Below are 26,116 nucleotides of genomic sequence, written 5' to 3' on the forward strand. Positions count from 1 at the left end.
GGATCGCTTACACTGTCGGCTCATTCCCCCAACCGTGACTCCCATGCGCCGTTCCGCCCTCCTTGCCCTGCCCCTGCTGCTGCTGGTTTCCGCCTGTGATGACTACACGGCGCCCAGCCTGTACCAGGCCACCACGCCCGAGTGCAAGACGTGGACGGAGGGTTCGCGCTTCGAGCTGCCGCGCGGTATCAGCGTGTATGCCACGCCGCCCGTCACGCTGAAGGAAGGCGGCACGGAACTGGCACTGATTTTTACTTTACCCGTCGGCACGCAAGCCAGTTTTACGCGCCTGTCCTTCCTGCTGGAAGAGCCGAAACAGCAGCCGTTCGCCGAGGCGAAAGTACTGACCATCTACCAGCGCGGCATGAACCAGAAGGCGGAAATCGTCGACGTCATCGAAAAGCTGCCCATCATGTTTGCCGCCGTCGGCAACAGCAAGGAAACCCAGTGGCGGCTGCGCCTGCAACTGCCGCGCCAGCTGCCGCAGCGTTTCGACCTGTCCATGCCCGACATGCTCGTCGCCGGCAAACGCTACCCGGTGCGCACGTTTACTTACCGCTATTTCCCCGAGCGCAGCGCTTACGGCATGTGCAGCTAATTCAACAATCGCGCCAACAATGTGTCGGATTACGCCCTGCGGACTAATCCGACCTACGGCATGTGCAGCTGAGCCACACCTTCCATTGACGGCGGCGCGCGCCGCTGGCACACTGGCGTTTTCCATCACACCTCAGGAGTAGACAACATGCGCCATTCGGATACTGCCGTGCTGTCGGCTGCCTGATCACTGTTTTCCCCGCTAACTCCCTTAGCTCGCCCTTCCCCATACGCGTGATCGCGTAGCCGACTTCCCCCTTCTTCGTGCCAGTCATGGCGACTGGCGGTGCCTGCACGCGCAGGCTTCACGTCCGCACGCGGACGACAGAATCTGGAATCACGCTACCATGATCACATTCGATTTTGCGCAACTACGCCTTATCGGGCTGCAGCAGGCCATCGCCAGCGCAGCCACCCAACTCGACATCTCTTCCCCCGCCGCGCAGCTGCTGCGCGTGAGCGCCGTGCACCGCGACAGCATCGGTGTGCACGACGGCATCCTGGAACACGGGGCGCAGGTCCTGCCACGCCTGCTGCACGAGCTGCAGGCGCAGGACACCATCCTTGCCGTTGGCGACTGGGTTGTCGCCGAACACGATGGTTACGGCATGCTGTGGATAACGGCGCACTTATCCCCAGTCACGCAGATCGGCCGGCGCGGCAATGACGGCCGGCGACAAGTGCTCGCCAGCAATGTCGATACGGCCCTGCTGGTGATGGGACTGGACGAAGACTTCAACCCGCGCCGGCTGGAACGCTATCTGGCCATCGTGCTGGCGGCCCAGGTCAGCCCCGTCGTGGTGCTGAGCAAGGCCGACGTGGCCGATGACGTGCCGGGCAAGCTGGCGCAGCTCAAACTGCGCCTGCCGCCCCACGTGCCGCTGTTCGCCATCGATACGCGCCATGCGTATGACGTGGCCATCCTGGAACCCTGGCTGGACGCCGGCCAGACCCTGGTACTGCTCGGTTCATCGGGCGCGGGCAAATCCAGCCTGACCAACACCCTGGCTGCGGCGCAGCAGGCAATCAACGGCGTGCGCCATGGCGATGGCCGTGGCCGGCACACGACGACAGCACGCTCGCTGCACCTGTGCTCCAGCGGCGCCTGCATCATCGACACGCCGGGCTTGCGCAGCTGGCGCGCGGACGCCGATGCGGAGACGCTGGCCGCCACCTTCGACGATATCGCGGCGCTGGCAGCGACATGCCAGTTCCGCGATTGCCAGCATGCCAGCGAGCCCGGTTGCGCCGTGCGCGGCGCCGTCGATGGGGACCGCCTGCGTAATTATCACAAGCTGCTGCGCGACGCGCGCCGCAGCGAGGAAACGCCGCTCGAGCGCATTGCCGCGCGCGCCAAGTGGAAGACGATATTGAAGGCGGGGCTGGAAAGGGGAAAGGACAAGCGCCGCTAATTTTTGCTGAAAAAAAAGGCAGCCCGCAGGCTGCCTTTCTTGTGCGGCGCAGATGGATTACATCTTGCGCAGCTTCTGGATCGCTGCCAGCTGCGCAATCGCGCTGGCCAGCTCGGCTTGCGCTTGCGCGTAGTCGATGCCCGAATCCTTGTTGTGGATATTTTCTTCCGCCAACTTCTTCGCTTCCAGCGCTTTCGCTTCGTCGAGGTCGTGACCGCGGATCGCGGTATCGGCCAGGACGGTCACGGTATCCGGTTGCACTTCCAGCAGGCCGCCGGCAACGAAGACGAACTCTTCTTCAGCCTGGCCGACTACCTTGATGCGGACCGCGCCCGGACGGATGCGGGTAATCAAAGGCGTGTGGCGTGGGTAGATACCCAGCTCGCCCTGTTCACCCGGCAACGCGACGAATTCTGCTTCGCCTGAAAAAATCAGTTCTTCAGCGGAAACCACGTCAACGTGAATTGTGTGTGCCATGTGTGTCCTATCGGGTTGAAGAACCCCGCCGTGTAAGGGGCGGGGTTAGGCCCAGACTTAACTTAGTTAAGTTTCTTGGCTTTTTCGATTGCTTCTTCGATCGTGCCGACCATGTAGAACGCTTGTTCCGGCAGGTGATCGAGTTCGCCCGAAGCGATCATTTTGAAGCCCTTGATCGTGTCTTTGAGCGAAACGTATTTACCAGGCGCGCCGGTAAAGACTTCAGCGACGTGGAAAGGCTGCGACAGGAAACGCTGCATCTTACGTGCGCGGGCGACCAGCAGTTTGTCTTCCGGTGCCAGCTCGTCCATACCCAGAATCGCGATAATGTCGCGCAATTCCTTGTAGCGTTGCAGGGTCGTTTGCACGGCACGCGCGGTGTCATAGTGCTCTTGACCAACGATCAACGGATCCAGCTGACGCGAGGTCGAATCCAGTGGGTCCACGGCTGGGTAGATACCCAGGGAAGCGATGTCACGCGACAGCGCAACGGTCGAATCCAAGTGAGCAAACGTGGTAGCAGGCGACGGATCGGTGTAATCATCGGCTGGAACGTAGACGGCCTGGATCGAGGTGATCGAACCGGTCTTGGTCGACGTGATACGCTCTTGCAGACGGCCCATTTCTTCAGCCAGGGTCGGTTGGTAACCCACAGCCGACGGCATACGGCCCAGCAGTGCCGATACTTCGGTACCAGCCAGCGTGAAGCGGTAGATGTTGTCGACGAAGAACAGAACGTCCTTGCCTTCATCACGGAACGATTCAGCGATCGTCAGGCCGGTCAGCGCGACGCGCAGACGGTTACCTGGCGGTTCATTCATCTGGCCGTAGACCATCGCGACTTTGGAGTTCTCCGGGTTTTCCAGATCGACCACTTTCGCGTCAGCCATCTCGTGGTAGAAGTCGTTACCTTCACGGGTACGCTCACCCACGCCGGCGAATACGGACACGCCGCTGTGCGCTTTGGCGATGTTGTTAATCAGTTCCATCATGTTGACGGTCTTGCCTACGCCAGCGCCGCCGAACAGACCAACTTTACCGCCTTTTGCAAACGGGCACACCAGGTCGATCACCTTGATGCCGGTTTCCAGCAGTTCTTGCGATGGCGACAGTTCGTCGTATGCAGGAGCGGTGCGGTGGATCGACGCGATCTGCTCGTGCGACACAGGGCCGCATTCGTCGATCGGGTTGCCCAGCACGTCCATGATGCGACCCAGGGTTGCTTTACCGACTGGCACCATGATAGGTTTGCCGGTATTTTGAATCATCATGCCGCGACGCAGGCCATCGGACGAACCGAGTGCAATGGTACGGACAATGCCGTCGCCCAACTGCTGTTGTACTTCCAGGGTCAGTTCCGAGCCTGCCATCTTCAAGGCATCAAATACCTTAGGCATCGCGTTGCGGGGAAACTCAACGTCCACCACAGCGCCGATACACTGAACGATTTTGCCATCAGCCATGTTCGTTCCTTCAATATAGTTAAATTCGTTTAAACCGCAGCCGCACCGGCGACGATTTCGGAGAGTTCTTTGGTAATCGCAGCTTGGCGGGTCTTGTTGTAGATCAGCTTCAATTCGCCGATCACACTACCCGCGTTGTCGCTTGCAGCTTTCATCGCGACCATCCGTGCCGATTGCTCGGACGCCAGATTCTCCGCGACTGCCTGGTACACCAGCGCTTCTACATAGCGCTCCAGCAATTCGTCGATCACGCTTTGCGCGTCCGGCTCGTAGATGTAATCCCACGAGTGGGCACCCTTGTCGGCGACCATCTTGTCGGCCGTCAGGGGCAGCAATTGCTCCACGACTGGTTCCTGTTTCATCGTGTTGATGAATTTGGTGTAGCACAGGTACACTGCATCGATCTTGCCTGCCTGGAACTCTTCGAGCATGACCTTGACAGGTCCGATCAGTTTGTCCAGGTGGGGCGTATCACCGGTTTGAATGGCGTGCGCAATGATCTTGACGCCGATGCGATTCAAAAAACCCAAACCCTTGTTACCGATGGCAACTGCTTCAACCCGGTTGCCAGCTGCTTCCAGCTCGCGCGACTTCGACGTCACCTGGCGCAGGATGTTGGTGTTCATGCCGCCGCACAGACCCTTGTCGGTCGTGACAACGATGAAACCCACTGCCTTCGCTTGCGTACCCTGGGCAGCTGCCAGGAACGGGTGCGTGTATTCCGGATTGGCGGTCGCCAGATTGGCGGCGATATTCCGAATCTTGTCACTGTAGGGACGAGCGGCCCGCATCCGGTCTTGCGCCTTGCGCATTTTGGACGCGGCGACCATTTCCATCGCCTTGGTGATCTTCTTCGTATTCTCTACGCTCTTGATCTTGCCTCGTATCTCTTTGCTTGATGCCATGAGTCCTTACTCCTTCTGCGCGTAGGGCGGCGCCTCACTCGAAGTGGGCGCCGCCTGGCCGCTTAATATGCGCCGGATTTCTTGAAATCAGCAATGGCCGCCGACAGAGTTGCTTCGCTGTCTTTGTCGAGTTGCTTGGTTTCTTCGATCTTGGCCAGCAGAGCAGCTTGCTTGGTCTTCATGTAAGCGTGGACACCAGCTTCGAACGACAGCACTTGCTTGACTGGCACGTCGTCCATGAAGCCTTTGTTCACCGAGAACAGCGATACGGCCATCAGCGAGATCGACAGTGGCGAGTATTGGGCTTGCTTGAGCAATTCCGTTACGCGCGCGCCGCGGTCCAGCTGCTTGCGGGTAGATTCATCCAGGTCCGAAGCGAACTGCGCAAACGCAGCCAGTTCACGGTACTGCGCCAAGTCGGTACGGATACCGCCGGACAGGTTTTTGATGACCTTGGTCTGGGCGGCGCCACCGACGCGCGATACGGAAATACCGGCGTTAATGGCAGGACGGATACCGGCGTTGAACAGCGAGGTTTCCAGGAAGATCTGACCGTCGGTAATCGAAATCACGTTGGTTGGAACGAATGCGGACACGTCGCCAGCTTGCGTTTCAATGATCGGCAATGCCGTCAGGGAACCGGTCTTGCCTTTGACGGCGCCGTCGGTGAACTTCTCGACGTAGTCGGCGTTCACGCGTGCTGCGCGTTCCAGCAGGCGGCTGTGCAGGTAGAACACGTCGCCTGGGTACGCTTCGCGACCTGGTGGACGGCGCAGCAGCAGCGAGATTTGACGGTATGCAACAGCTTGTTTGGACAGATCATCGTAGACGATCAGTGCATCTTCACCGCGGTCACGGAAGTATTCGCCCATGGCGCAACCGGAGTACGGCGAGATGTATTGCATGGCGGCCGATTCCGAAGCGGAAGCGGCGACAACGATGGTGTATTCCATCGCGCCGTGCTGTTCCAGCGAGCGCACGATGTTCTTGATCGACGAGGCTTTTTGGCCAATCGCGACGTAGATACATTTCATGCCCTGGCCTTTTTGATTGATGATCGCATCAATCGCCACAGCCGACTTGCCGGTTTGACGGTCGCCGATGATCAGTTCGCGCTGGCCGCGGCCAACTGGAACCATCGCATCGATCGACTTCAGGCCGGTTTGCATTGGTTGCGAAACGGACTCACGGGCGATCACGCCTGGAGCGATTTTTTCAATCGCGGCCGTCAGTTTCGTCTCGATGGCGCCTTTGCCGTCGATTGGCTGACCCAGCGCGTTGACAACGCGGCCGAGCAGCTCAGGACCGACTGGCACTTCCAGAATGCGGCCGGTGCATTTCACCGTGTCGCCTTCGGAGATGTGCTCGTAGGCACCCAGAATCACGGAGCCGACGGAGTCGCGTTCCAGATTCATTGCCAGGCCAAACGTATTGCCTGGGAATTCCAGCATCTCGCCTTGCATCACGTCCGACAAACCGTGGATGCGGCAGATACCGTCGGCGACGGAAATAACCGTGCCTTGATTACGCACTTCAGCGCCGCCGTCAAGACCTTGGATCCGGCTCTTGATCAACTCGCTGATTTCAGATGGGTTGAGTTGCATACTAACTCCTAAAAGTGTTTCTCTCAGCTTGCGCGAGGGGTAAGGGTCTGTCTTAGCTGGCCTGCCGAAGCGCGTGTCTTACGACACCAGTGCAGCGTGCAGTTGCTGCAGCTTGGCGCGCACCGAGGTATCGAGCACTTGGTCGCCAACGACCACGCGCACGCCGCCGAGCAGCGATGGATCCACTGTGACGGCAGGGTTGAGCTTACGACTGAATTTCTTTTCCAGCGTTGCGACCAGCTCGGCCGTTTGGCCTTCGCTCAGATCGAAAGCGCTCGTGATCTCGGCGTCAGCCGCACCTTCCAGACCGTTTTTCAACGTATGGAATTGCGCGCCGATTTCCGGCAGCAGGCTGATGCGGCCATTTTCGATCAACATCGTGACGAAGTTTTTCACTTCCTCATTGAGCGGCGATTTCAACAACGACAGGATGGTGGCGGCGACGTCGCTTTCCGAAACTTTCGGATTGCGCGCGTACGCCTGTACCTCGGGGTGGCTACCGATCTGTGCCAGTTCGGACACCAGCTCGGACCACGCCGCGAGGTTGCTTGACTCCTTACCAGCTTGGGCTACGCGGAACAAAGCTTCCGCGTAGGGACGGGCGACGGTTGCGAGTTCTGCCATGATTACAGCTCGACAGCAAGACGCTGCAACATTTCGGCGTGAGCCGTAGCGTTAACTTCACGCTTCAAGATCTGCTCGGCACCCTTGACAGCCAGGTCAGCCACCTGAGCGCGCAATTGTTCGCGTGCTTTCGACAGTTGCTGTTCGGCGTCCGACTGGGCTTGCGCAATGATACGCGCAGCTTCAGCTTGTGCATTTTGCTTGATCTCTTCAGCAACCAGCTGCGCGCGCTTTTCAGCGTCCGCAACGCGTTGCGACGCTTCTTCACGTGCACTGTTCAATGCCTCTTGCGCACGCTTTTCAGCGACAGCCATCGAAGCTTGACCTTGATCGGCCGCAGCCAATCCATCCGCGATTCGTTTGGCACGCTCATCCAGCGCATTGTTCAGCGCTGGAAATACGAACTTCATCGAGAACCAGACCAACACCGCGAAGGTGATCATCTGGCCGATGAGCGACATATTGATGTCCATACCTTTGCTCCTAACTAAAAGTTTCTCCTAGGGTTGGAGCGAATTACTGAGCAACAGCCGTCAGAGCGGACAGGAACGGGTTAGCGAACGTGTACAGCAGAGCAACACCAACGCCGATCATCGAGATAGCATCCAGCAGACCAGCGATAACGAACAGTTTGGTTTGCAGTTGTGGCATCAGTTCTGGTTGACGTGCCGAAGCTTCCAGGAATTTGCCACCCAAGATAGCGAAGCCCAGAGCGGTGCCGATTGCGGCCAGGCCGATGATGATTGCTGCTGCCAGAACGGTCATGCTTTGTACTTGTGCGATCAGAGCTTGCATAAAATTCTCCTAAATTTAAAAACGAAAGATACTAAAAAAACAAAATATAAAGTTAATGATTAATGTTTCTCAACCGCAAGGCTCAGATACACAACCGTCAACGCCATAAACACAAAAGCTTGCAAAGTTACAATCAAGATATGGAAAATTGCCCATGGACCACCCAACGCCCACTGTGCCCACCAAGGCAACAACGCGATCAAGATGAAAATCAGTTCGCCGGCGTACATATTGCCGAACAGTCGCAGCGACAGGGAGATCAGTTTTGCAACCAGCTCAACCATTTGCAGCAGGAAATTGACAGGTGCCAGGGCGATCGTGCCGATCAGGCCGCTCGCATGGAACGGTGCCGTGAACAGTTCCTTGATCCAGCCGCCCAGGCCCTTGGCCTTGATCGAGAAGGCGATCACGCACAGCACGACCGACAGCGACATGGCGAAGGTGTGGTTGACGTCGGCGGTCGGCACGGCGCGCAGTTTATGCACGCCAAACCAGCTCAGAATCTTCGGCAACAGGTCAACCGGCAGGAAGTCCATCGCGTTGAGCAACCAGACCCACACAAAAATAGTGATGGCCAGCGGCGCGATGACCTTGCTTTTCGCGTGGAAGGCCCCATTAATAGTGTCATTGACGATTTCCATGACCATTTCGACGAAGTTTTGCAACTTGCCAGGGACACCAGCCGTCGCGCGGCGCGACGCCATATAGAAAACAGCCAGGAAAACAAAGCCCAGAATGGCCGAAATCCAGAACGTATCCAGATTGATCATGCCGTCGGCACTTCTCAGGTGGGCCAGATGGTGACTGATGTATTCTGTGGCGTTGGCCGGGGCAGCATGGCCCGCTTCAATAGCGTGTTCTGTGGTCATAATGAATTTAGATTTGTCGTTTCAGAGCACAACAGGCCCCAAAACCAATGATTAAACAGCGAGCAATGAAAACCAGTATGCTAAGGTTGCCACCGCGAAACCCAAGATCAGCCATAACCAGGCGGCCGACTGAAACAACACCAGTGCCAATATAAACAGCACCGCTGTGATAAATATTTTCACCACTTCTGCGCGCAAATGCGCCCGGAATGCCTTGTTGGCGTCGCTAGAACCGCGAACCACCAGCAGGGCATACACCAGGCTACCGATGACTGCGATAGCGCCGCCGTATGCGGCGGACCAGCCTCTGACATTGCCACCGAAAAACAGGGTGACCGTGGCAAAGCTGATAACGATTGCTAGCTGCAATGCAACTACTTTGTAGACTGGTTTGGCAATACTTTGTTGTGAATCACTCAATTGCCAAGTTCCCAGAAAAATCTACACACGCAAAGACACGGGATTATAGTTGGCTTTGATCTATAGAGTCAAACGTTGCTGCACCGCAGCAGGGCAATTGCTGCGTGAAACTGACGCTTTACCGACTATTCGCCGCCATTTGCACCACTATATGGCAAAGTCGCTTGTCTGGCCGCTTCCAGCCGTGTTATCAAGGAATCACGTGGTGCATCTGGAAAGTATGGCTGGATTGTCCACACCCGCATGATCCCTGTCTTTGCAGCTTGCTATTTAACCACGCAAGCGGGTCAACAAACCATCGAGCACGTCAAGATCGGCAAAATCAATCACCAATTGGCCACGGCCCTTGTTGCCCATCTTGAACACCACGGGCGTGGCCAGCGCATCGGACAGCTCTTCTTCCAGGCGCGCGATGTCGCCGGACTTTTCCTTTTGCCGCGGCTCGACCGGGTTGGCCGCTTCCTCGACCGAGCGCGTCACGAGCTTTTCCGTTTCGCGCACCGACAGGCGCTTGGCCACGACCTGGTTGGCCAGGGTGATCTGGCTGGCCGCATCGACGGCCAGCAGCGCGCGCGCATGGCCCATGTCGATATCGCCGGCCATCAGCATGGTCTGCACGGGAGCGGCCAGGTTCATCAAACGCAACAGGTTCGACACGGCGCTGCGCGAGCGTCCCAGCGCAGTGGCCGCTTGCTCATGCGTAAAACTGAAGTCGGCGATCAGGCGGTGGATGCCCTGCGCTTCTTCCAGGGGATTCAAGTCTTCGCGCTGGATGTTCTCGATCAGCGCCATGGCCGCGGCGGCCAGGTCGTCCACGTCGCGCACCAGCACCGGCACTTCCGTCAGACCGGCCAGTTGCGACGCGCGGAAACGGCGTTCGCCAGCGATGATTTCATATTTGATCAAGCCGCTCAAGGTATCTTGCCCGATCGGGCGCACCAGGATAGGCTGCATCAGCCCTTGCGCCTTGATCGAGGCGGCCAGTTCATTCAAGGCCCCCTCGTCCATGCGCGTGCGCGGCTGGTATTTGCCGGCTTGCATTTGCGACACGGGCAAGTTCGACGGTTGATGCGTGTCCGGACTGGCAAAGTCGCCGCCCCCGCCGCCCAACAGAGCGTCGAGTCCGCGACCCAGTCCTTTTAATTTTTTCGTAGCCATGCTGTCCTAATCGTGTTTTCAGAGTAAGCGCTTACATCGAATCGTGCAGACGCTCGCCCCTTGTTTACATATGTTTGATGCGTTCGACCATCTCGGCGCCGAAGGCGATATATGCCTGGGCACCTTTCGAGCTGGGGTCGAAGGTCACGCCGGGCAAGCCGTACGATGGCGCTTCGGCCAGGCGGACATTGCGCGGGATGATGGTATTGAAAACCTTGTCGCCGAAGTGCTGTTCCAGCTGCGCCGACACTTGTTGCGATAATGTCATGCGTGGATCGAACATCACGCGCAAGAGCCCAATGATCTTCAAGTCCGGGTTCAGGTTGGCATGCACCTTCTTGATGGTGTTGACCAGGTCGGACAAGCCTTCCAGCGCGTAGTACTCGCACTGCATCGGGATGATCACGCCATGCGCGGCGCACAGGCCGTTCAGGGTCAGCATCGATAATGCCGGTGGGCAATCTACTAATATGAAGTCGTATTCGCCGTCCACTTCGGCCAGCGCATCCTTCAGGCGGCGTTCGCGGTTGTCCAGTTCGACCATCTCCACTTCCGCGCCGGCCAGTTCGCGGTTCGACGGCAAGACATCGAAGCGCCCCGCTTCCGAACGCTGGCGTGCCGTTTTGACATCGGACTCGCCCAGCATGACTTCATACGTCGATGCCTTCAGGCCGGCCTTGTTGATGCCGGCGCCCATGGTCGCATTGCCCTGCGGGTCGAGGTCGACCAGCAGCACGCGCTGGTTCAACTTGGCCAGACCGGCGGAGAGGTTGACGCTTGTTGTGGTTTTACCAACACCACCCTTTTGATTTGCTACACAAAAAATTTTGGCCATGTATCTTCTAGTTGTAAAGAGATGCAAACTTCATCGTGCGCCCCGGCATCTAAGTAGGTCGCAATAAATTATTGTGATTTCTGACCTCCATAACCGGCGCCCTGCGGCGTTGCCCGCTGCTAGCAGTGCCCGCACTGCGTCGCAACGGACGCCTTGCAGCGCATCCGGCTCTGTTCGTCATAACTTCACAATAATTTCCCACGACCCACTTAGCCGAAACGATTTATACTGTTTATTTCATTTATACGATATAAATCGTTTATACGGTTTATATTATATATACCGTATAAACCATTTATATGATTTATATCGTTTAATTTTCTGGCGTTTAAATTCTTGCTATAAAGACCAGATGACGCTCTGCATTTAGCCCTGGCACCGCGATTGCGCGTAGCTCGGTTACTTGCCATTCCGCTGGCAGTCGCTCGCGCTCGTCTGGCGGTGCCACCCCTTTCAAGGCGATGAATTGCCCGCCCTCGGCCAGCACATGGTTCGACCAGTTGACGAAGTCGGACAGGTCGGCAAAGGCGCGCGAGGTGATCACGTCGAATTTCTGCTGCACTTCCAGCTGTTCCACCCGTTTCGTGTACACGGTGACGTTGGCGAGGCCCAGTTCCGCTTTCACTTGCGTCAAAAATGCCGTCTTCTTATGCACCGTGTCGATCATCGACACCTTCACATCGGGCCGCGCGATAGCCAGCACCATGCCCGGCAAGCCGCCGCCGGCGCCCACGTCGAGCACATTCTTTGCATCCGCGAACCCCGGCACGGCGGCCAGCGAATCGAGTACGTGCAGGGTCAGCATCTGCATGGGATCGCGCACCGACGTCAGGTTGTACACGCTGTTCCATTTGGCCAGCAAGGCCAGGTAATCGAGCAGTTTTTCCGTCTGATCCGCGCTCAGGTCGAGCCCCAGCGCGGCGATGCCTTCATTCAAAATCTGGGCCAGTGCGGCCCGGTCAAACTGCTTCATTCAACAACCTCGTCCTTTAAAGTGGTGGTCTGCGCGGCACCAAAACCGCGCTTTTTCAGGTGCACCAGCAGCAGCGAAATCGCCGCCGGCGTCACGCCGGAAATGCGCGATGCCTGGCCCAGCGTTTCAGGGCGCTGCTTGTCGAGTTTTTGCCGCACTTCGACGGACAGCGCGCCGATATCCAGGTAATTGAAACCTTCCGGCAAGGCCAGGTTTTCATAGTGTTCGTGGCGCTCGATTTCCTTGCTCTGGCGCTCGATGTAGCCCGCATATTTAAGCTGGATTTCCACCTGCTCGCGCACGGCGGGGTCTTCCACGCCGGGGCCCGCCAGGGCCTGGCCTTCCATGCCCGTCATGCTCATCAGGGTGTCGTAGGCCACGTTCGGGCGGCGCAGCAGGTCCGCCAGCGAATACTCGCGTTCGATAGCCTGGCCAACGATGCGTTCCGATTCGGCGGCCGCCAGGATGCGCGGGTTGACCCACGTGGAACGCAGGCGCTCGAGCTCCAGCGCCACCGCTTCGCGCTTCGTTTCAAACGCTTGCCATTGGGCGTCGCCCACGCAGCCCAGGGCGCGGCCGATTTCCGTCAGGCGCATGTCGGCATTGTCTTCGCGCAGGCTCAAACGGTACTCGGCGCGGCTGGTAAACATGCGGTACGGTTCCTGCACGCCCTGGGTGATCAGATCGTCGACCAGCACGCCCAGATAGGCCTCGGAGCGGCCCGGTACCCAGGCTTCCTTGTCCTGCGTCAGCAAGGCCGCATTCAGGCCCGCCAGCATGCCTTGCGCGGCCGCTTCCTCGTAGCCGGTGGTGCCGTTGATCTGGCCGGCAAAGAACAGGCCGGCGACAGCCTTCGTTTCCAGCGACGCTTTCAAGCCGCGCGGGTCAAAATAATCGTATTCGATGGCGTAGCCAGGGCGCAGGATGTGGGCGTTTTCCATGCCCTTCATCGATTGCACGAGGGCGATCTGCACGTCGAACGGCAGGCTGGTGGAGATGCCGTTCGGATAGAATTCATGCGTCGTCAAGCCTTCCGGCTCGAGGAAGATCTGGTGCGATTCCTTGCCCGAGAAACGGTGGATCTTGTCTTCGATCGACGGGCAATAACGGGGGCCCACGCCCTCGATCACGCCCGTGTACATGGGGCTGCGGTCGAGGCCGGCGCGGATGATGTCGTGCGTCTGGCTATTCGTGTGCGTGACCCAGCACGGTACCTGGCGCGGATGCATGGACGTGTTGCCCATCACGGAAAACACGGGCACGGGATCGAGATCGCCCGGCTGTTCTTGCATCACGGAAAAGTCGATCGTGCGGCCATCGATGCGCGGCGGCGTACCCGTTTTCAGGCGGCCCTGAGGCAGTTTCAGCTCTTTCAGGCGGGCCGACAGCGAGATGGCGGGCGGGTCGCCGGCGCGGCCAGCCGAGTAGTTATTCAAGCCCACGTGGATCTTGCCATCGAGGAAAGTGCCAGCCGTCAGCACCACGGCGCGCGCGAGAAACTTCAAGCCGATCTGCGTCACGGCGCCGACGACACGGTCGCCTTCGACGATCAGATCATCGACGGCTTGCTGGAACAGCCACAGGTTAGCCTGGTTTTCCAGGCGCGTGCGGATGGCGGCCTTGTACAAAATACGGTCGGCCTGGGCGCGCGTGGCGCGGACTGCCGGGCCTTTCGAGGAGTTCAGGATGCGGAACTGGATGCCGGATTCGTCGGTGGCAATCGCCATCGCGCCGCCCATGGCATCGACTTCCTTGACCAGGTGGCCCTTGCCGATGCCGCCGATGGAAGGGTTGCACGACATCTGGCCCAGTGTCTCAATATTATGCGTGAGCAATAGCGTCTTCTGCCCCATGCGGGCGGAAGCGAGGGCCGCCTCGGTACCGGCGTGACCACCACCGACAACGATGACGTCGAATTCTGTAGGAAATAACATGATAAATAGGTAACAGTGCAAGTAAAAATGCGGGATGAGAGCTCCGATTATAGAGTCTTTTTGCAAGCGCAACCTTGCGCAGGTCATTTTTTGCTTAATTTTTACTCAGCAGGGGCAAGTCAACGACGAATTCTGTTTCACGTGGAACACGCAGCGTGGGCAAGCAGGGGGCTGCGGTAGCGTGAAATGTTTGCTACAATTGCCGCATCGTCCGCCAACGTGACCACGCCAGTGGCCAGCGGGACGATCATCCAGGAGGACGGCCTCCCCCATCATGGGAACACACCGGGACGGCCCGCTCTGTATAAGGAGCCGCCATGGCCTGGATACTTTTACTTATTGCCGGCATGTTTGAAGTCGTGTGGGCATACTCGATGAAACTCTCCGAGGGTTTCACCAAACTCACCCCCTCCGTTGTCACCATAGTCATGATGATCGCCAGCTTCGGCTTGCTGTCGCTGGCCATGCGCACCCTGCCCCTTGGTACGGCTTATACGATCTGGACCGGCATCGGCGCCGTCGGTGCCTTTATCGTCGGTATCGTTTTTCTGGGCGAGCAGCTCAATACCATGCGCGTATGCGCCGCCGTCCTCATCGTGTGCGGCATCGTGCTGATGAAACTGTCGTCCAGCCACTGAGAGGAATCCCCATGCTTCTCAAAAACTATTTCCCCGTCCTCCTGTTCATTCTGATCGGCATCCTGGTCGGTATCGTGCCCATGCTGCTGGGCCGCACGCTGGGACCGCACAAGCCGGACCCGCAAAAACTGTCGCCGTACGAATGCGGCTTCGAAGCGTTCGGCGACGCGCGCATGAAGTTCGACATCCGCTTCTACCTGGTTGCCATTCTCTTCATCCTGTTCGATATCGAGGTGATCTTCCTGATGCCGTGGGCGGCCAACGTGAATGAACTCGGCTTGCCCGGTTTCTGGGCCGTCATGGGTTTCTTGAGCATACTGGCCATCGGCCTGGCCTATGAATGGAAACGCGGCGCGCTGGAGTGGGAGTAGTCCCCGCTTTTTGTTCCACGTGAAACAGGCGCGGGGCGAGAAAGCGGAGTAAGCTGGGCTTCTGCCATCATTGTCAGGAGACTGCATGTCCACCTTCCAGTTCCGCACTGTGCCGCACCTGATCGTTGAACCGGGCGCCGCCGCCCAGCTGGGTGCGCATATGGCCCATCACTTCCCCACCGTGCGCCGCGCCCTGCTCGTCACCGATGCAGGCTTTTTGCGCACGGGTCTGGCCGATGCTTCCTTGCACAACCTGCAGGCGGCCGGCATCGAGGTCCACGTCTTTTCCGAAGTGCAAGCCGATCCGCCCGAAGCCATCGTATTGGCCGGTGTGGCCCAGGCCCGGATGTTTCACGTGGAACTGATTATCGGCCTCGGTGGCGGCAGCTCGCTGGACGTGGCCAAGCTCATCGCCGTGCTGGCACCGGGCCACCAGGAACTGGCCCAACTGTATGGCATCGGCAATGTCCACGGCCAGCGCCTGCCCCTGGTGCAATTGCCGACCACGGCCGGCACGGGCTCGGAAGTCACGCACATCGCCATCGTCACCACGGGCGCCACCAGCAAGATGGGCGTGGTCGCGCCGCAACTGTATGCGGACCTGGCCATCCTCGACGCCAGCCTGACCCTGGGCTTGCCGCCCGCCGTGACGGCCGCCACCGGCATCGATGCCATGGTGCATGCGATCGAAGCGTACACCAGCCGCCTGTTGAAAAACCCATTATCCGACATGCTGGCCACGCAAGCCTTGTCACTGCTCTCCAACAACCTGGTCACCGCCTGCCGCGATGGCAGCAACTTGCCGGCGCGCCAGGCCATGCTGCTGGGCGCCATGCTGGCCGGCCAGGCGTTTGCCAATGCGCCCGTGGCCGCCGTGCACGCGCTCGCCTATCCCATCGGAGGACTGTTCCACGTGCCACATGGCTTGTCGAATGCGCTGGTGCTGCCGCACGTGCTGCGTTTCAATCTATCCCACGCGGCGCCCCTGTATGCGCAACTGGCAGCCGTCCTGCAACCTGGCATCACGGGCAGCGAGGAAGCGCGGGCCATGGCCCTGATCGACGCCCTGCAGGAGATTGCCCTGGCGACGGGCATCGCGCGCACCCTGCGCGAAGTGGGCATCGCGGCCAGCGACCTGGACCGGCTGGCCGATGAAGCCATGCTGCAGACGCGCTTGCTGGGCAACAATCCCCGGCCCGTCACGCACAGCGATGCGCGCGCCATCTATGCTGCCGCACTGTGAGACAGCAGACGGAATCAGCCAACCCATCCGCCTACACTAGCACCATGACACCTCCCGACATCCCGATTCATCCTGACGCCACCAGCTTTCCACACGGTGCCTGTGCAGGCTGCCACGACAGCGCGCCGCTGCCGTTTGCCTTCGAGTATGCCTATCAGCCCATCGTCGACCTGGCCACGCGCAGTATCTATGCGCACGAGGCGCTGGTGCGCGGGCCCAACGGCGAAAGCGCGGCCAGTGTGCTGGCGCAAGTCAACGACGCCAACCGCTACCGCTTCGACCAGGCTTGCCGCGTCAAGGCCGTGGCCGGCGCAGCCAAGCTGGATATGCCGGGCTTTCTGTCGATCAACTTCTTGCCCAACGCCGTCTACCGTCCCGAAGTGTGCATCCGCAGCACCCTGGAAGCGGCCACCTTGCACCGCTTCCCCACCGATAAAATCATCTTTGAAGTGACGGAAGGCGAACGGGTGCAGGACCGTCCCCATCTGGTCGAGATCTTCCGCGCCTATCGGCGCTTCGGTTTCCAGACGGCCATCGATGATTTCGGCGCCGGCTATGCAGGCTTGAACCTGCTGGCCGAATACCAGCCCGACATCATCAAGATCGACATGGACCTGGTGCGCGGGATCGATATGCACGCGCCACGCCAGGCAATCGTGCGGGCCATCGCCAGCCTGTGCCGCGAGCTCGGTATCCGCGTCCTGGCCGAAGGCATCGAGACACGCGCCGAGCGCGATTTCCTGGCCAGCTGCGGCATTTCCCTGATGCAGGGCTACTGGTTTTCCAAGCCTGTCTTCCAGGGACTGGGCCACATCCCCGATACGGCCTGGGAATAAAAACGGCCACGTGAAACGTGGCCGCAAGTTCCACAAGCGGTACAGCCTAGTTGGGAATGTCGACGACCGTCCCCGTCACGCTGATGGCATCGCCGGGCGCCGGTGCCGTGGCGATCGCTGGCACGTTGACATTCGTGATCAGGGTTGACGCATCGGCACGCGTGACCGTGCGCACCACCTGCGATGGCGGCAAGGCCTGCTTGGCGGACAAATGCGCATACATGGCGTCGAGCGCCCGGTTCAGGTAGACATGCAAGGGGACGATCAGGGTCGGCAAGGCGCTGCTGAAGGAATCGAAGTGGTTGGCATTGGTCACCTCGATATAGCGCAGGCGGCTATTGCTCCCTTCCCCGGCGGCGTTCAGGCCAAGATAGGCGCGCGACGCGTGATTAACGGGAATCAGGGTATCGCTGCGGCCATGCACGATGATGGCCGGCTTGCCATTCAATTTGCCGCTGGCCGCGACCTCCGCCATGCCAGCACGCACGCGCACGCTTTGCCCGGCCAGCGTACCTTGCAAATTGGCGCCGCTGACGGTATCGCGCCCCGTCGCCAGGCTGCGCAGGCATAGGAAGCCGTCGAGCGACTGGTCCGCCAGGCCGCTGGAAGACGACACGCCGGCCGTGTACACCCTGGCGCCGCCCACGCTGTTCTCGTACACGACGTTGCCGAGGATGCCGTTTTGCGCGGCAAAGCTGGCCGCCTTCTGCGCCGACGTGAACGCGACCGGATTACCGCTGCCGTCCGTCTGCGCAAACGTGAAACCGCACACCTTGTCCGTGACGGAGAATTTGCCGTAGGCATACGCATACGTGACGGCCACGAGGATATTCGTGCCCGCGTGTGCCGCCTGCAGCGGATCGGAATCCAGCAGCCAGCCATACCCGCGCAAGCGCTGTTTCGCGTCCGCCTGCTGCGCCGCCAGGTCGGCACCGTTCAATAACCCCTTGCTGACCAGCGCCGTGCAGCGTCCCGCATTGCCGGCCACGGAAGCGATGCACGGCTGATACAGGGCCGCATAGGTGGCGTAGTCGAACAGCGCACGGCCGGGATTGGCGACTGCCGCCCCGCCCTGGCGCACGCTGTAGGCGCTTGACGCCGCCGGCTGGATCTGCGGCTCGCTGGCCGCCACGCCGCTGATCAAGCCCTTGGTATCCTGTTCCGCCGCCAGCAAGGCCGAGCCGGCGCCGTTGGAAATACTCGAGGCAATCGTGATGGTGTTCTTCGGCGTCAGCCGCACGATGCGCGCACTGCCGTCGCGGGCCAGCACGCCGTAGCGCTCGTTCAAAACGTAATACGCCATCTCGACCGCCTGCAAGGTCACCTTGCCCCAATCCTTCTCGGGATTTTGCTGCGAGTGCGCGTGCTTGAATGCGATGCGGTTCGGGTTCGCGCCGGACCAGGCCAGGCGGTCGGCGTCGCTCAAGTCGGGTGCGAAGAGCGCATTCTTGCCAGCGGCCACCCTGCCCGCGCGCACGCCGTTCTGCAGGTTGACGCTGTCGTCCTCGAACACGTACAGGCCCGTGCCGGAGCCCTTGTCGGCATACGCCACGGCGCAGCCTTTTTTCAAGCCCCATTCACCCGAGCTGCCGATGGCGCCGTAGATGCCGCGCGAGCCGCTGGACGTGCCCGTGACGATACAGGCATGATCGGGATCGAAGCTGGCCGGCACCTGCACCATCAAGGTGACGTTCTTCTTGCCCGAGCCATCGTCGGCATAGGCGATGTATTCACTGCCCGCGACCAGGCCCTCGCCCGTGCCCACGTTCCCGGACGCATCCACGTTCGGTCCGTACAGGGTGCCGTAGCCGCTGTTGGCGGCAATGTCGAGTACGGCGCGGTAATTGGCGTAGATGGCATTGCGGCGCAGTTCGAGCGGCGTCGGTTGTTCCACGTTCGCATACGCGGGCGCGGCGCCAGCCAGCCCCGTCTTGCCCAGGCCGGCCGTCAGCAGATCGTTCGTCTTGCCGTCGTAGTCGGCGCGCGTGATGGTGCCCAGGTAGCCGGGCATCTGGTTCAGCTCTTCCGGCGCATGGTTGCTGCCGCAGGCTGCCAACGCCAGCAGGGTGCACAGGCTGCTCCCCGCGCGCGTGATCGTCGTTTGCATGGTGGTTCTCTCCGTTGAAGTAACAGTGGACGCACAATGAAAAACGCCGGACGATCCGTCCGGCGTTGCTTGAAAATCAGACCGCGGCCTTGGCAGCCCTGCCGCCGAAGCGCGCGATGGCTTCGCCGACAATGCCGCGCCGGAACATCAGTACGCAGATAACGAAGATCACGCCGGTGACCATGCCCACCGATTCGCCCAGGGTGCCGAACCACTCGATGCCCGTGTGCGTGGCCAGATAGGTACCAACATCGCCCAGCTTGTTTTCCAGCGCGATGATCAAGACGGCGCCGAGGATGGGACCGGACAAGGTGCCCATGCCGCCCACCAGTGTCATCAGCACGACCAGGCCCGACATGCCCCAGTACACGTCGGTAAGGGTTTCAAAGCCCAGCACCAGGGTCTTGGTGGCGCCGGCCAGCGCAGCCAGTGAAGCGGACAGCACGATGGCCATCAGCTTGTACTTGTTGACGTCGTAGCCCAGCGAGATGGCGCGCGGTTCGTTTTCCTTGATCGCCTTGAGGACCTGACCGAATGGCGAGTGGATGGTGCGCACGATCAGGGCGAAGCCGGCGACAAAAATGGCCAGCACGACGTAGTACAAGACGGTGTCATTGCCCAGGTCTATCGTGCCCAGCAAGGTTCCACGTGGAACACCCTGCAAACCATCTTCGCCTCCCGTAAAGGGCAGACGCAAGGCCAGGAAGTACACCATCTGCGCCAGCGCCAGGGTGATCATCGTAAAGTAGATGCCCTGGCGGCGGATCGCCAGGCCGCCGATCACCAGGCCCAGCAAGGCGCCCGTGGCGACGCCGGCCAGCAAGCCCAGTTCCGTTGGCCAGCCCCAGGTGCGCAGCGCGTAGCCGGTGACATAGCCGGCGCCGCCGAAGAAGGCCGCATGGCCGAACGACAGCAAGCCGGTGTAGCCGATCAGCAAGTTGAAGGCACAGGCAAACAGGGCAAAGCACAGCAACTTCATCAGGAAGACGGGATAGCCGTAAAACGGGGCCGCCAACGCCAGCAGCAAGGCAATGGCGTAGCCTACATTCTTATTCATCGTGGTAGCTCCAATACATGACTGATGAGGATTACTTTTCTTTGCCGAACAGGCCGGCGGGACGCAGCAGCAGCACGATGACCATCACGACGAACACCACGGTGGCAGAGCCTTCCGGGTAGAACACGCGGGTCAGGCCTTCGATCACGCCCAGGCCCAGGCCCGTCAGGATGGAGCCCATGATGGACCCCATGCCGCCAATCACCACCACTGCAAACACGACGATGATCAGGTTCGAGCCCATCAGCGGCGAGACCTGAATGATCGGCGCCGCCAGCACGCCGGCGAAACCGGCCAGCGCCACGCCGAAGCCGAACGTCAGGGTTACCATCAGCGGCACGTTGATGCCGAACGCTTCCACCAGTTTCGGGTTTTCCGTGCCGGCCCGCAGGTAGGCACCGAGCTTGGTTTTTTCGATGACGAACCAGGTAGCCAGGCACACGGTGAGCGAGGCGATCACCACCCAGGCGCGGTAGTTCGGCAGGATCATGAAACCCAGGTCCGTCGCGCCGGCCAGCGCTTCAGGCACGGCATACGGCTGGCCCGAGACGCCATAGAAGGAGCGGAACACGCCTTCCATGATCAGGGTGATGCCAAAGGTCAGCAGCAAGCCATACAGGTGGTCGAGTTTATACAGCCAGCGCAGCATGGTCTTTTCGATCAGGATGCCGACCAGGCCGACGAGGATCGGGGCGATGACCAGCATGGCCCAGTAACTGATGTCGAAATAACTGAGGCCCATCCAGGCCAGGAAGGCGCCCATCATGTACATGGCGCCGTGCGAGAAATTAATCACATTAAGCAAGCCGAAGATAACGGCCAGACCGAGGGACAACATGGCATAGAACGAGCCGTTGACGAGACCCAGCAGCAGCTGGCTCATCATCGCTTGTATTGGAACGCCGAAAATTTCCATGGCATCACAGTATAAAAAGCACCGCCGGACGACGGTGTGGTATCAAGGGAAACACGCCGCCGCAAACGGGTGCGGCGGCGCAAGGCGTACCCTGCGGGCGAAGCGTGCAGGACAGAGCGCCCGCGCAGCGGCGGGTACTCTGTGGAGGTTGCTACAGCGTTATTTCCACAACGAACACTTCGACTCGGCCTTGGTCACATACGCTTGCGCACCGGGCACGGTGGCGACCACCTTGTAGTAATCCCATGGATACTTCGACTCGGATGGCTTCTTGACTTCCATCAAATACATATCGTGCACCATGCGGCCATCGGGACGCACTTCGCCATTCTGGGTAAACATGTCGTTGATCTTGGTCTTTTTCAGGTAAGCCATGACTTTCTCGGTGTCATCCGTCCCCAGCGCCTTGACGGCTTTCAGGTAGTTCGCCGCGGCCGAATAGTCGGCCGCCTGCAACATCGACGGCTCTTTCTTCATCTTGGCGAAATAGCGTTTCGACCAGGCGCGCGTGTCCGCATTCAAGTCCCAGTACCAGCCATCCGTCAGGTACATGCCTTGCGTCAGGTTCAGGCCCAGCGAATGGATGTCATTGATGAAGATCAGCAAGCCGGCCAGTTTCATCGATTTCGTCAGACCGAACTCGTTGGCCGCCTTGATGCTGTTGATGGCGTCGCCGCCCGCATTGGCCAGACCGAGGATTTGCGGCTTGGACGATTGCGCCTGCAGCAGGAAGGAAGAGAAATCCGAAGCGCCCAGCGGATGCTTGACGCTGCCCAGCACCTTGCCGCCGGCCGCCTTGACGACCTCGGCCGTGTCTTTTTCCAGCGAATGGCCAAACGCGTAGTCGGCCGTCATGAAGTACCAGTTCTTGCCACCCTGCTTGACGATGGTGCCGCCCGTACCGCGCGCCAGCGCCACCGTGTCGTAGGCGTAGTGCACGGTGTAAGGCGTGCACTCTTCATTCGTCAGGCGCGAGGAACCGGCGCCGATGGCGATGAAGATTTTTTTCTTTTCCGCCGCGACCTTGGCCATGGCCAGGCTGGCGCCGGAATTGGTGCCGCCGATCAGCATGTCGACGCCCTGCTGGTCGAACCATTCGCGCGCCTTCGAGGCGGCGATGTCGGCCTTGTTTTGATGGTCGGCAGAAATGAATTCCACCTTTTTGCCGGCCAGCACGACGCCGGCATCGGCGATCGCCATCTTGATGGCTTCCGCGCCGCCGAGGCCGTCGACGTCGGAGTACACGCCCGACATGTCGGAAATAAAACCGATCTTGATCGTGTCGCCCGATACCTGGGCGTGCGCGGCGGCGGAAAAGCCCAAGGCGCAAAGAGTGGCGGTGGCAATGGCGATAGCGTTACGTTTCATAGTGTCTCCGTTGGGATTATTGTTTGCTATTCAGTCGATTGCTGGACGATAACGCGTACCAGATGTACGCGTACTACATGGGGACTACACGCCAAGCAGCTCGGTCAATACCGGCATCTTGGCCTCCAGTTCGGATGCAGCAAAAGTCTCGACGATCTGACCGTGCTCCATCACGTAAAACCGGTCCGCCAGTGGCGCGGCAAACCGGAAATTCTGTTCCACCATGACAATGGTGTAGCCCTTCGCTTTCAGGGTGGTGATCATGCGCGCCAGCCCTTGCACGATGACGGGCGCCAGGCCTTCGGAAATTTCATCGAGCAGCAGCAGGCGCGCGCCCGTGCGCAGGATGCGCGCCACGGCCAGCATCTGCTGTTCCCCGCCCGACAGGCGCGTGCCCTGGCTGTGGCGGCGTTCCTGCAAGTTCGGGAACATGGCGTAGATTTCTTCCACCGACATGCCCTTCTCGCCGCTGGCCAGGGTCGGCGGCAGCAGCAGGTTTTCTTCCGTCGACAGCGAGGAAAAAATGCCGCGCTCTTCAGGACAATACCCGATGCCCAGGTGAGCGATTTTGTGCGTGGCCAAACCTATCGCTTCGACACCGTTGACCTTGATCGAGCCCGTGCGCGCCCCCGTCAGCCCCATGATGGCGCGCAAGGTGGTGGTGCGGCCGGCGCCGTTGCGGCCCAGCAAAGTCACCACTTCACCCTGCTCCACTTTCAGGTTCACGTCATGCAGGATGTGCGATTCGCCATACCAGGTGTGCAGCTGTGCAATTTCCAGCGCGGGTGCGCCGCGATTCGCTTGTGTCGCCATCAATGCGCCCCTTCCAGTTCCGCGTGGGTGGTGCCCATGTACGCTTCCATCACGTGCGGATTGCGCGACACTTCCGCGTAACTGCCTTCGGCCAGCATGGCGCCGCGCTGCAGGACGGAAATCTTGTCGCAGATGCCCGAGACCACGCTCATATTGTGTTCCACCATCAAAATCGTGCGGCCAGCCGACACCTTTTTGATCAGTTCCGTCACGCGATGCACGTCTTCGTGGCCCATGCCTTGCGTCGGTTCGTCGAGCAGCATCATTTCCGGCTCCATCGCCAGGGTGGTGGCAATTTCCAGCGCCCGCTTGCGCCCGTACGGCATGTCGACCGTGATGGTGTCGGCAAATTCCGTCAGGTCGACCTCGGCCAGCAAGGCCATGGCGCGATCGTTGAGCTGATTTAATGAACGTTCGCTTTGCCAGAAGTGGAACGACGTGCCCAGCTGGCGCTGCAAGCCGATGCGCACATTTTGCAACACCGACAAATGCGGGAAGACGGCGGAAATCTGGAAGGAACGGATCACGCCCATGCGCGCGATCTGGGCCGGTTTGGCGGCAGTGATATCTTTCCCATTGAACAGGATCTGTCCTGAAGTGGGGACCAGGAATTTGGTGAGCAAGTTAAAACACGTGGTCTTGCCGGCGCCGTTCGGACCGATCAAGGCGTGGATATGGCCCCGCTCTACCTTCAGGTTCACCTCGCTCACAGCGGTGAAACCCTTGAATTCCTTGGTCAAATTTCTTGTTTCCAAGATTACGTTTGACATCGTGTCTCCTAGTTGTACTTTTTGTACTACTTAGTCATTTTTATAATACACAACTTAAATTTAACGCACAATACAGTATAACTACGGGGATTTTGCGCCAGCCCGAATGGCGCAAACTCGCGCCTTTACCCAGCTATTTCCTGCTATTTCCAGGCCGCGTGTATCATTTGCGCCGCTTTTTCCGCGATCATCACGGTGGGCGAGTTCGTGTTACCAGAAGTAATGTACGGCATGATCGATGCATCGACAACGCGCAAGCCAGCCACGCCGATCACGCGCAACTGGCTGTCGACCACGCTGGATGCATCGCTGGCCAGGCCCATGCGGCAGGTACCGACCGGGTGAAAGATGGTGGTACCGATCTGGCTGGCCGCCTGCACCAGCTCTTCCTGGCTCTGGAATTGCACGCCGGGCTTGTATTCCTGCGGCGCAAACTTACTTAACGCCGGCGCGGCCACGATGGCCCGCGTCAGCCGCAAGGCGTCGGCCGCCACTGTGCGGTCCTGCTCGGTACTCAGGTAATTGGGCACGATTTTCGGCGCCGCATAGCTGTCGGCCGAGGCGATCTGCACATGGCCGCGCGAAGTGGGCCGCAAATTGCAGACGCTGGCCGTAAACGCGGGAAACGCATGCAAGGGCTCGCCGAATTTGTCCAGGGAGAGCGGCTGCACGTGGTATTGCAGGTTCGGCGTGGCTTGCTGCGGATCGGACTTGGCGAATGCGCCCAGCTGCGATGGCGCCATCGACATGGGCCCGCTCTGGAACAGCGCATACTGCAAACCGATCTGCATCTTGCCCAGCATATTGCCCGCCATGATGTTCAGGGTTTTCACGCCCTGGACTTTGAAGACCATGCGCAGCTGCAAATGATCCTGCAAATTGCCGCCCACGCCAGGCGAGTCCAGCACGGGCGCGATGCCATGCTGCTGCAGCAAGGCGGCCGGGCCGATGCCGGACAATTGCAGCAATTGCGGCGAACCGATGGCGCCCGCCGTCAGCACGGTTTCGCGCCGGGCTGTCGCCTGCCACTGCGTGCCGCCGCCCGTAAATACAATACCCGTGCAGCGCGGCCCCGACTCCGTCGTTTCCAGCAGCAATTGTTCCACGTGGCAGCCCGTCATGATGGTCAGGTTCGGGCGGCGCGATGCCGGTTTCAGGAACGCTTTCGAGGTATTCCAGCGGATGCCGCGGCGCTGGTTGACGTCGAAATATGCGCTGCCGCTGTTGTCGCCGCCATTGAAATCGCTGGTTTTCGGGATGCCGACCTGCTGCGCCGCATCGCGGAACGCGTTCAGGATATCCCACGACAAGCGCTGTTTTTCCACGCGCCATTCACCACCGACGCCATGGTTTTCCGACGCGCCGCCGTAGTAATCCTCGCTTTGTTTAAAGAGCGGCAAGACCTTGTCCCAGCGCCAGGAAGCGTCGTCCGTCAAATCGGCCCAGTGGTCGTAATCGCCGGCCTGGCCGCGCATATAGATCATGCCGTTGATGGAAGAGCTGCCGCCCAGCACTTTGCCGCGTGGATAGATCAGGCTGCGCCCGCCCAGGCCAGCGTCCGCCTGCGTGGAATACAGCCAGTCCGTGCGGGGATTGCCGATGCAATGCAGATAGCCGACGGGGATGTGGATCCACACGTAATCGTCCTTGCCGCCCGCTTCCACGAGTAAAACGTTGGCATCCTTGTCGCGCGTGAGCCGGTTGGCCAGCACGCAACCTGCCGTGCCGCCGCCCACGATGATGTAGTCGTATTCGCCTGCCGATTCCAATGAAGCTCCTTTCGGTATGCCATCAAGCTGTCGCGCGGCGTGTCTCCCCACCGCGATCCGCTACCAGAGTCTGTATTCGTTCATGCATGCATGGCTGCTGAGCCGCCTTGAGATTACCACCAGTGCCGAGCCAGGGCGACATTAATCGTGGCCAGCGATATG

General features: G+C 59.9%; 26 protein-coding genes. 6 read left to right on the forward strand and 20 right to left on the reverse strand.

Translation table 11 applies throughout. The annotated features are described in order from the left end of the window. Positions 1–43: 43 nt before the first annotated feature. A complete protein-coding gene (locus CSQ92_RS23305; protein WP_070257823.1) occupies positions 44–598 on the forward strand; it encodes a hypothetical protein in 555 nt (184 codons plus the stop codon). A 346-nt stretch (positions 599–944) separates the two neighbouring features. Next, positions 945–2,009: a ribosome small subunit-dependent GTPase A gene (gene rsgA, locus CSQ92_RS23310; protein WP_099395522.1), complete on the forward strand. Its 1,065-nt coding sequence runs from the start codon at positions 945–947 to the stop codon at positions 2,007–2,009. A 57-nt stretch (positions 2,010–2,066) separates the two neighbouring features. On the opposite strand, the gene CSQ92_RS23315 is transcribed toward rsgA, so the two are convergent. From CSQ92_RS23315 to mnmG, 13 genes are all read right to left on the reverse strand, one after another. Then, on the reverse strand, positions 2,067–2,486 hold the full coding sequence (locus CSQ92_RS23315) for a F0F1 ATP synthase subunit epsilon (protein WP_034752707.1): 420 nt from the start codon (positions 2,484–2,486) through the stop codon (positions 2,067–2,069). 62 nt (positions 2,487–2,548) lie between these two features. Then, positions 2,549–3,949 carry a F0F1 ATP synthase subunit beta gene (gene atpD / locus CSQ92_RS23320; protein ID WP_034752705.1) on the reverse strand — a complete coding sequence of 467 codons (1,401 nt, stop codon included), beginning with the start codon at positions 3,947–3,949 and terminating at the stop codon, positions 2,549–2,551. A 29-nt stretch (positions 3,950–3,978) separates the two neighbouring features. Beyond that, a complete protein-coding gene (atpG, locus tag CSQ92_RS23325) occupies positions 3,979–4,854 on the reverse strand; it encodes a F0F1 ATP synthase subunit gamma (protein WP_034783836.1) in 876 nt (291 codons plus the stop codon). A gap of 62 nt (positions 4,855–4,916) precedes the next feature. After that, positions 4,917–6,458, reverse strand: coding sequence for a F0F1 ATP synthase subunit alpha (gene atpA, locus CSQ92_RS23330; protein WP_034752701.1), 1,542 nt, complete (start codon positions 6,456–6,458; stop codon positions 4,917–4,919). 78 nt (positions 6,459–6,536) lie between these two features. Continuing rightward, on the reverse strand, positions 6,537–7,082 hold the full coding sequence (locus CSQ92_RS23335; RefSeq protein WP_034783838.1) for a F0F1 ATP synthase subunit delta: 546 nt from the start codon (positions 7,080–7,082) through the stop codon (positions 6,537–6,539). A gap of 2 nt (positions 7,083–7,084) precedes the next feature. Further along, positions 7,085–7,555 carry a F0F1 ATP synthase subunit B gene (locus tag CSQ92_RS23340; protein ID WP_034752697.1) on the reverse strand — a complete coding sequence of 157 codons (471 nt, stop codon included), beginning with the start codon at positions 7,553–7,555 and terminating at the stop codon, positions 7,085–7,087. Between the two features lie 43 nt (positions 7,556–7,598). Beyond that, on the reverse strand, positions 7,599–7,877 hold the full coding sequence (atpE, locus tag CSQ92_RS23345) for a F0F1 ATP synthase subunit C (protein ID WP_034752695.1): 279 nt from the start codon (positions 7,875–7,877) through the stop codon (positions 7,599–7,601). Positions 7,878–7,936: 59 nt separating this feature from the next. Continuing rightward, positions 7,937–8,746 (reverse strand): F0F1 ATP synthase subunit A, encoded by an 810-nt coding sequence (atpB, locus tag CSQ92_RS23350; protein WP_046681851.1) that lies wholly within the window; start codon positions 8,744–8,746, stop codon positions 7,937–7,939. A gap of 51 nt (positions 8,747–8,797) precedes the next feature. Then, positions 8,798–9,166 carry an ATP synthase subunit I gene (locus tag CSQ92_RS23355; protein ID WP_099395523.1) on the reverse strand — a complete coding sequence of 123 codons (369 nt, stop codon included), beginning with the start codon at positions 9,164–9,166 and terminating at the stop codon, positions 8,798–8,800. 270 nt (positions 9,167–9,436) lie between these two features. Further along, a complete protein-coding gene (locus CSQ92_RS23360; RefSeq protein WP_034783839.1) occupies positions 9,437–10,324 on the reverse strand; it encodes a ParB/RepB/Spo0J family partition protein in 888 nt (295 codons plus the stop codon). Positions 10,325–10,388: 64 nt separating this feature from the next. Beyond that, positions 10,389–11,159 carry a ParA family protein gene (locus tag CSQ92_RS23365; protein ID WP_034752687.1) on the reverse strand — a complete coding sequence of 257 codons (771 nt, stop codon included), beginning with the start codon at positions 11,157–11,159 and terminating at the stop codon, positions 10,389–10,391. 328 nt (positions 11,160–11,487) lie between these two features. Then, positions 11,488–12,132: a 16S rRNA (guanine(527)-N(7))-methyltransferase RsmG gene (rsmG, locus tag CSQ92_RS23370; protein WP_099395524.1), complete on the reverse strand. Its 645-nt coding sequence runs from the start codon at positions 12,130–12,132 to the stop codon at positions 11,488–11,490. After that, complete coding sequence (gene mnmG / locus CSQ92_RS23375; protein ID WP_099389712.1) at positions 12,129–14,066, reverse strand: tRNA uridine-5-carboxymethylaminomethyl(34) synthesis enzyme MnmG; 1,938 nt, start codon at positions 14,064–14,066, stop codon at positions 12,129–12,131. Before mnmG ends, rsmG begins: the two co-directional genes overlap by 4 nt. Before the next feature lie 317 nt (positions 14,067–14,383). Between mnmG and sugE the strand changes: the two genes are divergently transcribed. From sugE to CSQ92_RS23395, 4 genes are all read left to right on the forward strand, one after another. Then, on the forward strand, positions 14,384–14,704 hold the full coding sequence (gene sugE, locus CSQ92_RS23380; RefSeq protein ID WP_034783843.1) for a quaternary ammonium compound efflux SMR transporter SugE: 321 nt from the start codon (positions 14,384–14,386) through the stop codon (positions 14,702–14,704). A gap of 11 nt (positions 14,705–14,715) precedes the next feature. Then, the gene (locus CSQ92_RS23385; protein WP_099395525.1) at positions 14,716–15,075 is read left to right on the forward strand and encodes an NADH-quinone oxidoreductase subunit A; all 360 of its coding nucleotides are present in this window, start codon (positions 14,716–14,718) and stop codon (positions 15,073–15,075) included. Between the two features lie 85 nt (positions 15,076–15,160). Next, entirely contained in the window at positions 15,161–16,318 is a 1,158-nt protein-coding gene (locus tag CSQ92_RS23390) for an iron-containing alcohol dehydrogenase (RefSeq protein WP_099395526.1), read from the forward strand. Between the two features lie 44 nt (positions 16,319–16,362). Then, positions 16,363–17,154 carry an EAL domain-containing protein gene (locus CSQ92_RS23395; RefSeq protein ID WP_099395527.1) on the forward strand — a complete coding sequence of 264 codons (792 nt, stop codon included), beginning with the start codon at positions 16,363–16,365 and terminating at the stop codon, positions 17,152–17,154. Positions 17,155–17,200: 46 nt separating this feature from the next. Here the strand turns inward: CSQ92_RS23395 and CSQ92_RS23400 are convergent, their stop codons facing one another. The 7 genes from CSQ92_RS23400 to CSQ92_RS23430 form a co-directional block, all read right to left on the reverse strand. Continuing rightward, positions 17,201–19,261 (reverse strand): 3-hydroxybutyrate oligomer hydrolase family protein, encoded by a 2,061-nt coding sequence (locus tag CSQ92_RS23400; protein ID WP_099395528.1) that lies wholly within the window; start codon positions 19,259–19,261, stop codon positions 17,201–17,203. A gap of 76 nt (positions 19,262–19,337) precedes the next feature. Then, on the reverse strand, positions 19,338–20,318 hold the full coding sequence (locus CSQ92_RS23405) for a branched-chain amino acid ABC transporter permease (protein WP_034752665.1): 981 nt from the start codon (positions 20,316–20,318) through the stop codon (positions 19,338–19,340). Positions 20,319–20,349: 31 nt separating this feature from the next. Next, positions 20,350–21,234, reverse strand: a complete 885-nt coding sequence (locus CSQ92_RS23410; RefSeq protein WP_034783850.1) for a branched-chain amino acid ABC transporter permease — start codon at positions 21,232–21,234, stop codon at positions 20,350–20,352. 159 nt (positions 21,235–21,393) lie between these two features. Then, the gene (locus CSQ92_RS23415; RefSeq protein ID WP_092609614.1) at positions 21,394–22,602 is read right to left on the reverse strand and encodes an ABC transporter substrate-binding protein; all 1,209 of its coding nucleotides are present in this window, start codon (positions 22,600–22,602) and stop codon (positions 21,394–21,396) included. An 84-nt stretch (positions 22,603–22,686) separates the two neighbouring features. Further along, entirely contained in the window at positions 22,687–23,415 is a 729-nt protein-coding gene (locus CSQ92_RS23420; protein WP_034783852.1) for an ABC transporter ATP-binding protein, read from the reverse strand. Next, positions 23,415–24,185 carry an ABC transporter ATP-binding protein gene (locus CSQ92_RS23425; protein WP_070279921.1) on the reverse strand — a complete coding sequence of 257 codons (771 nt, stop codon included), beginning with the start codon at positions 24,183–24,185 and terminating at the stop codon, positions 23,415–23,417. The genes CSQ92_RS23420 and CSQ92_RS23425 overlap by 1 nt, the downstream gene beginning before the upstream one ends. Positions 24,186–24,328: 143 nt before the next feature. Beyond that, complete coding sequence (locus CSQ92_RS23430; RefSeq protein WP_099395529.1) at positions 24,329–25,954, reverse strand: GMC family oxidoreductase; 1,626 nt, start codon at positions 25,952–25,954, stop codon at positions 24,329–24,331. Positions 25,955–26,116: the final 162 nt, after the last annotated feature.

It is taken from the genome of Janthinobacterium sp. BJB446, assembly GCF_002735655.1.
In the GTDB taxonomy this organism is placed as follows: Bacteria; Pseudomonadota; Gammaproteobacteria; order Burkholderiales; family Burkholderiaceae_D; genus Janthinobacterium; species Janthinobacterium lividum.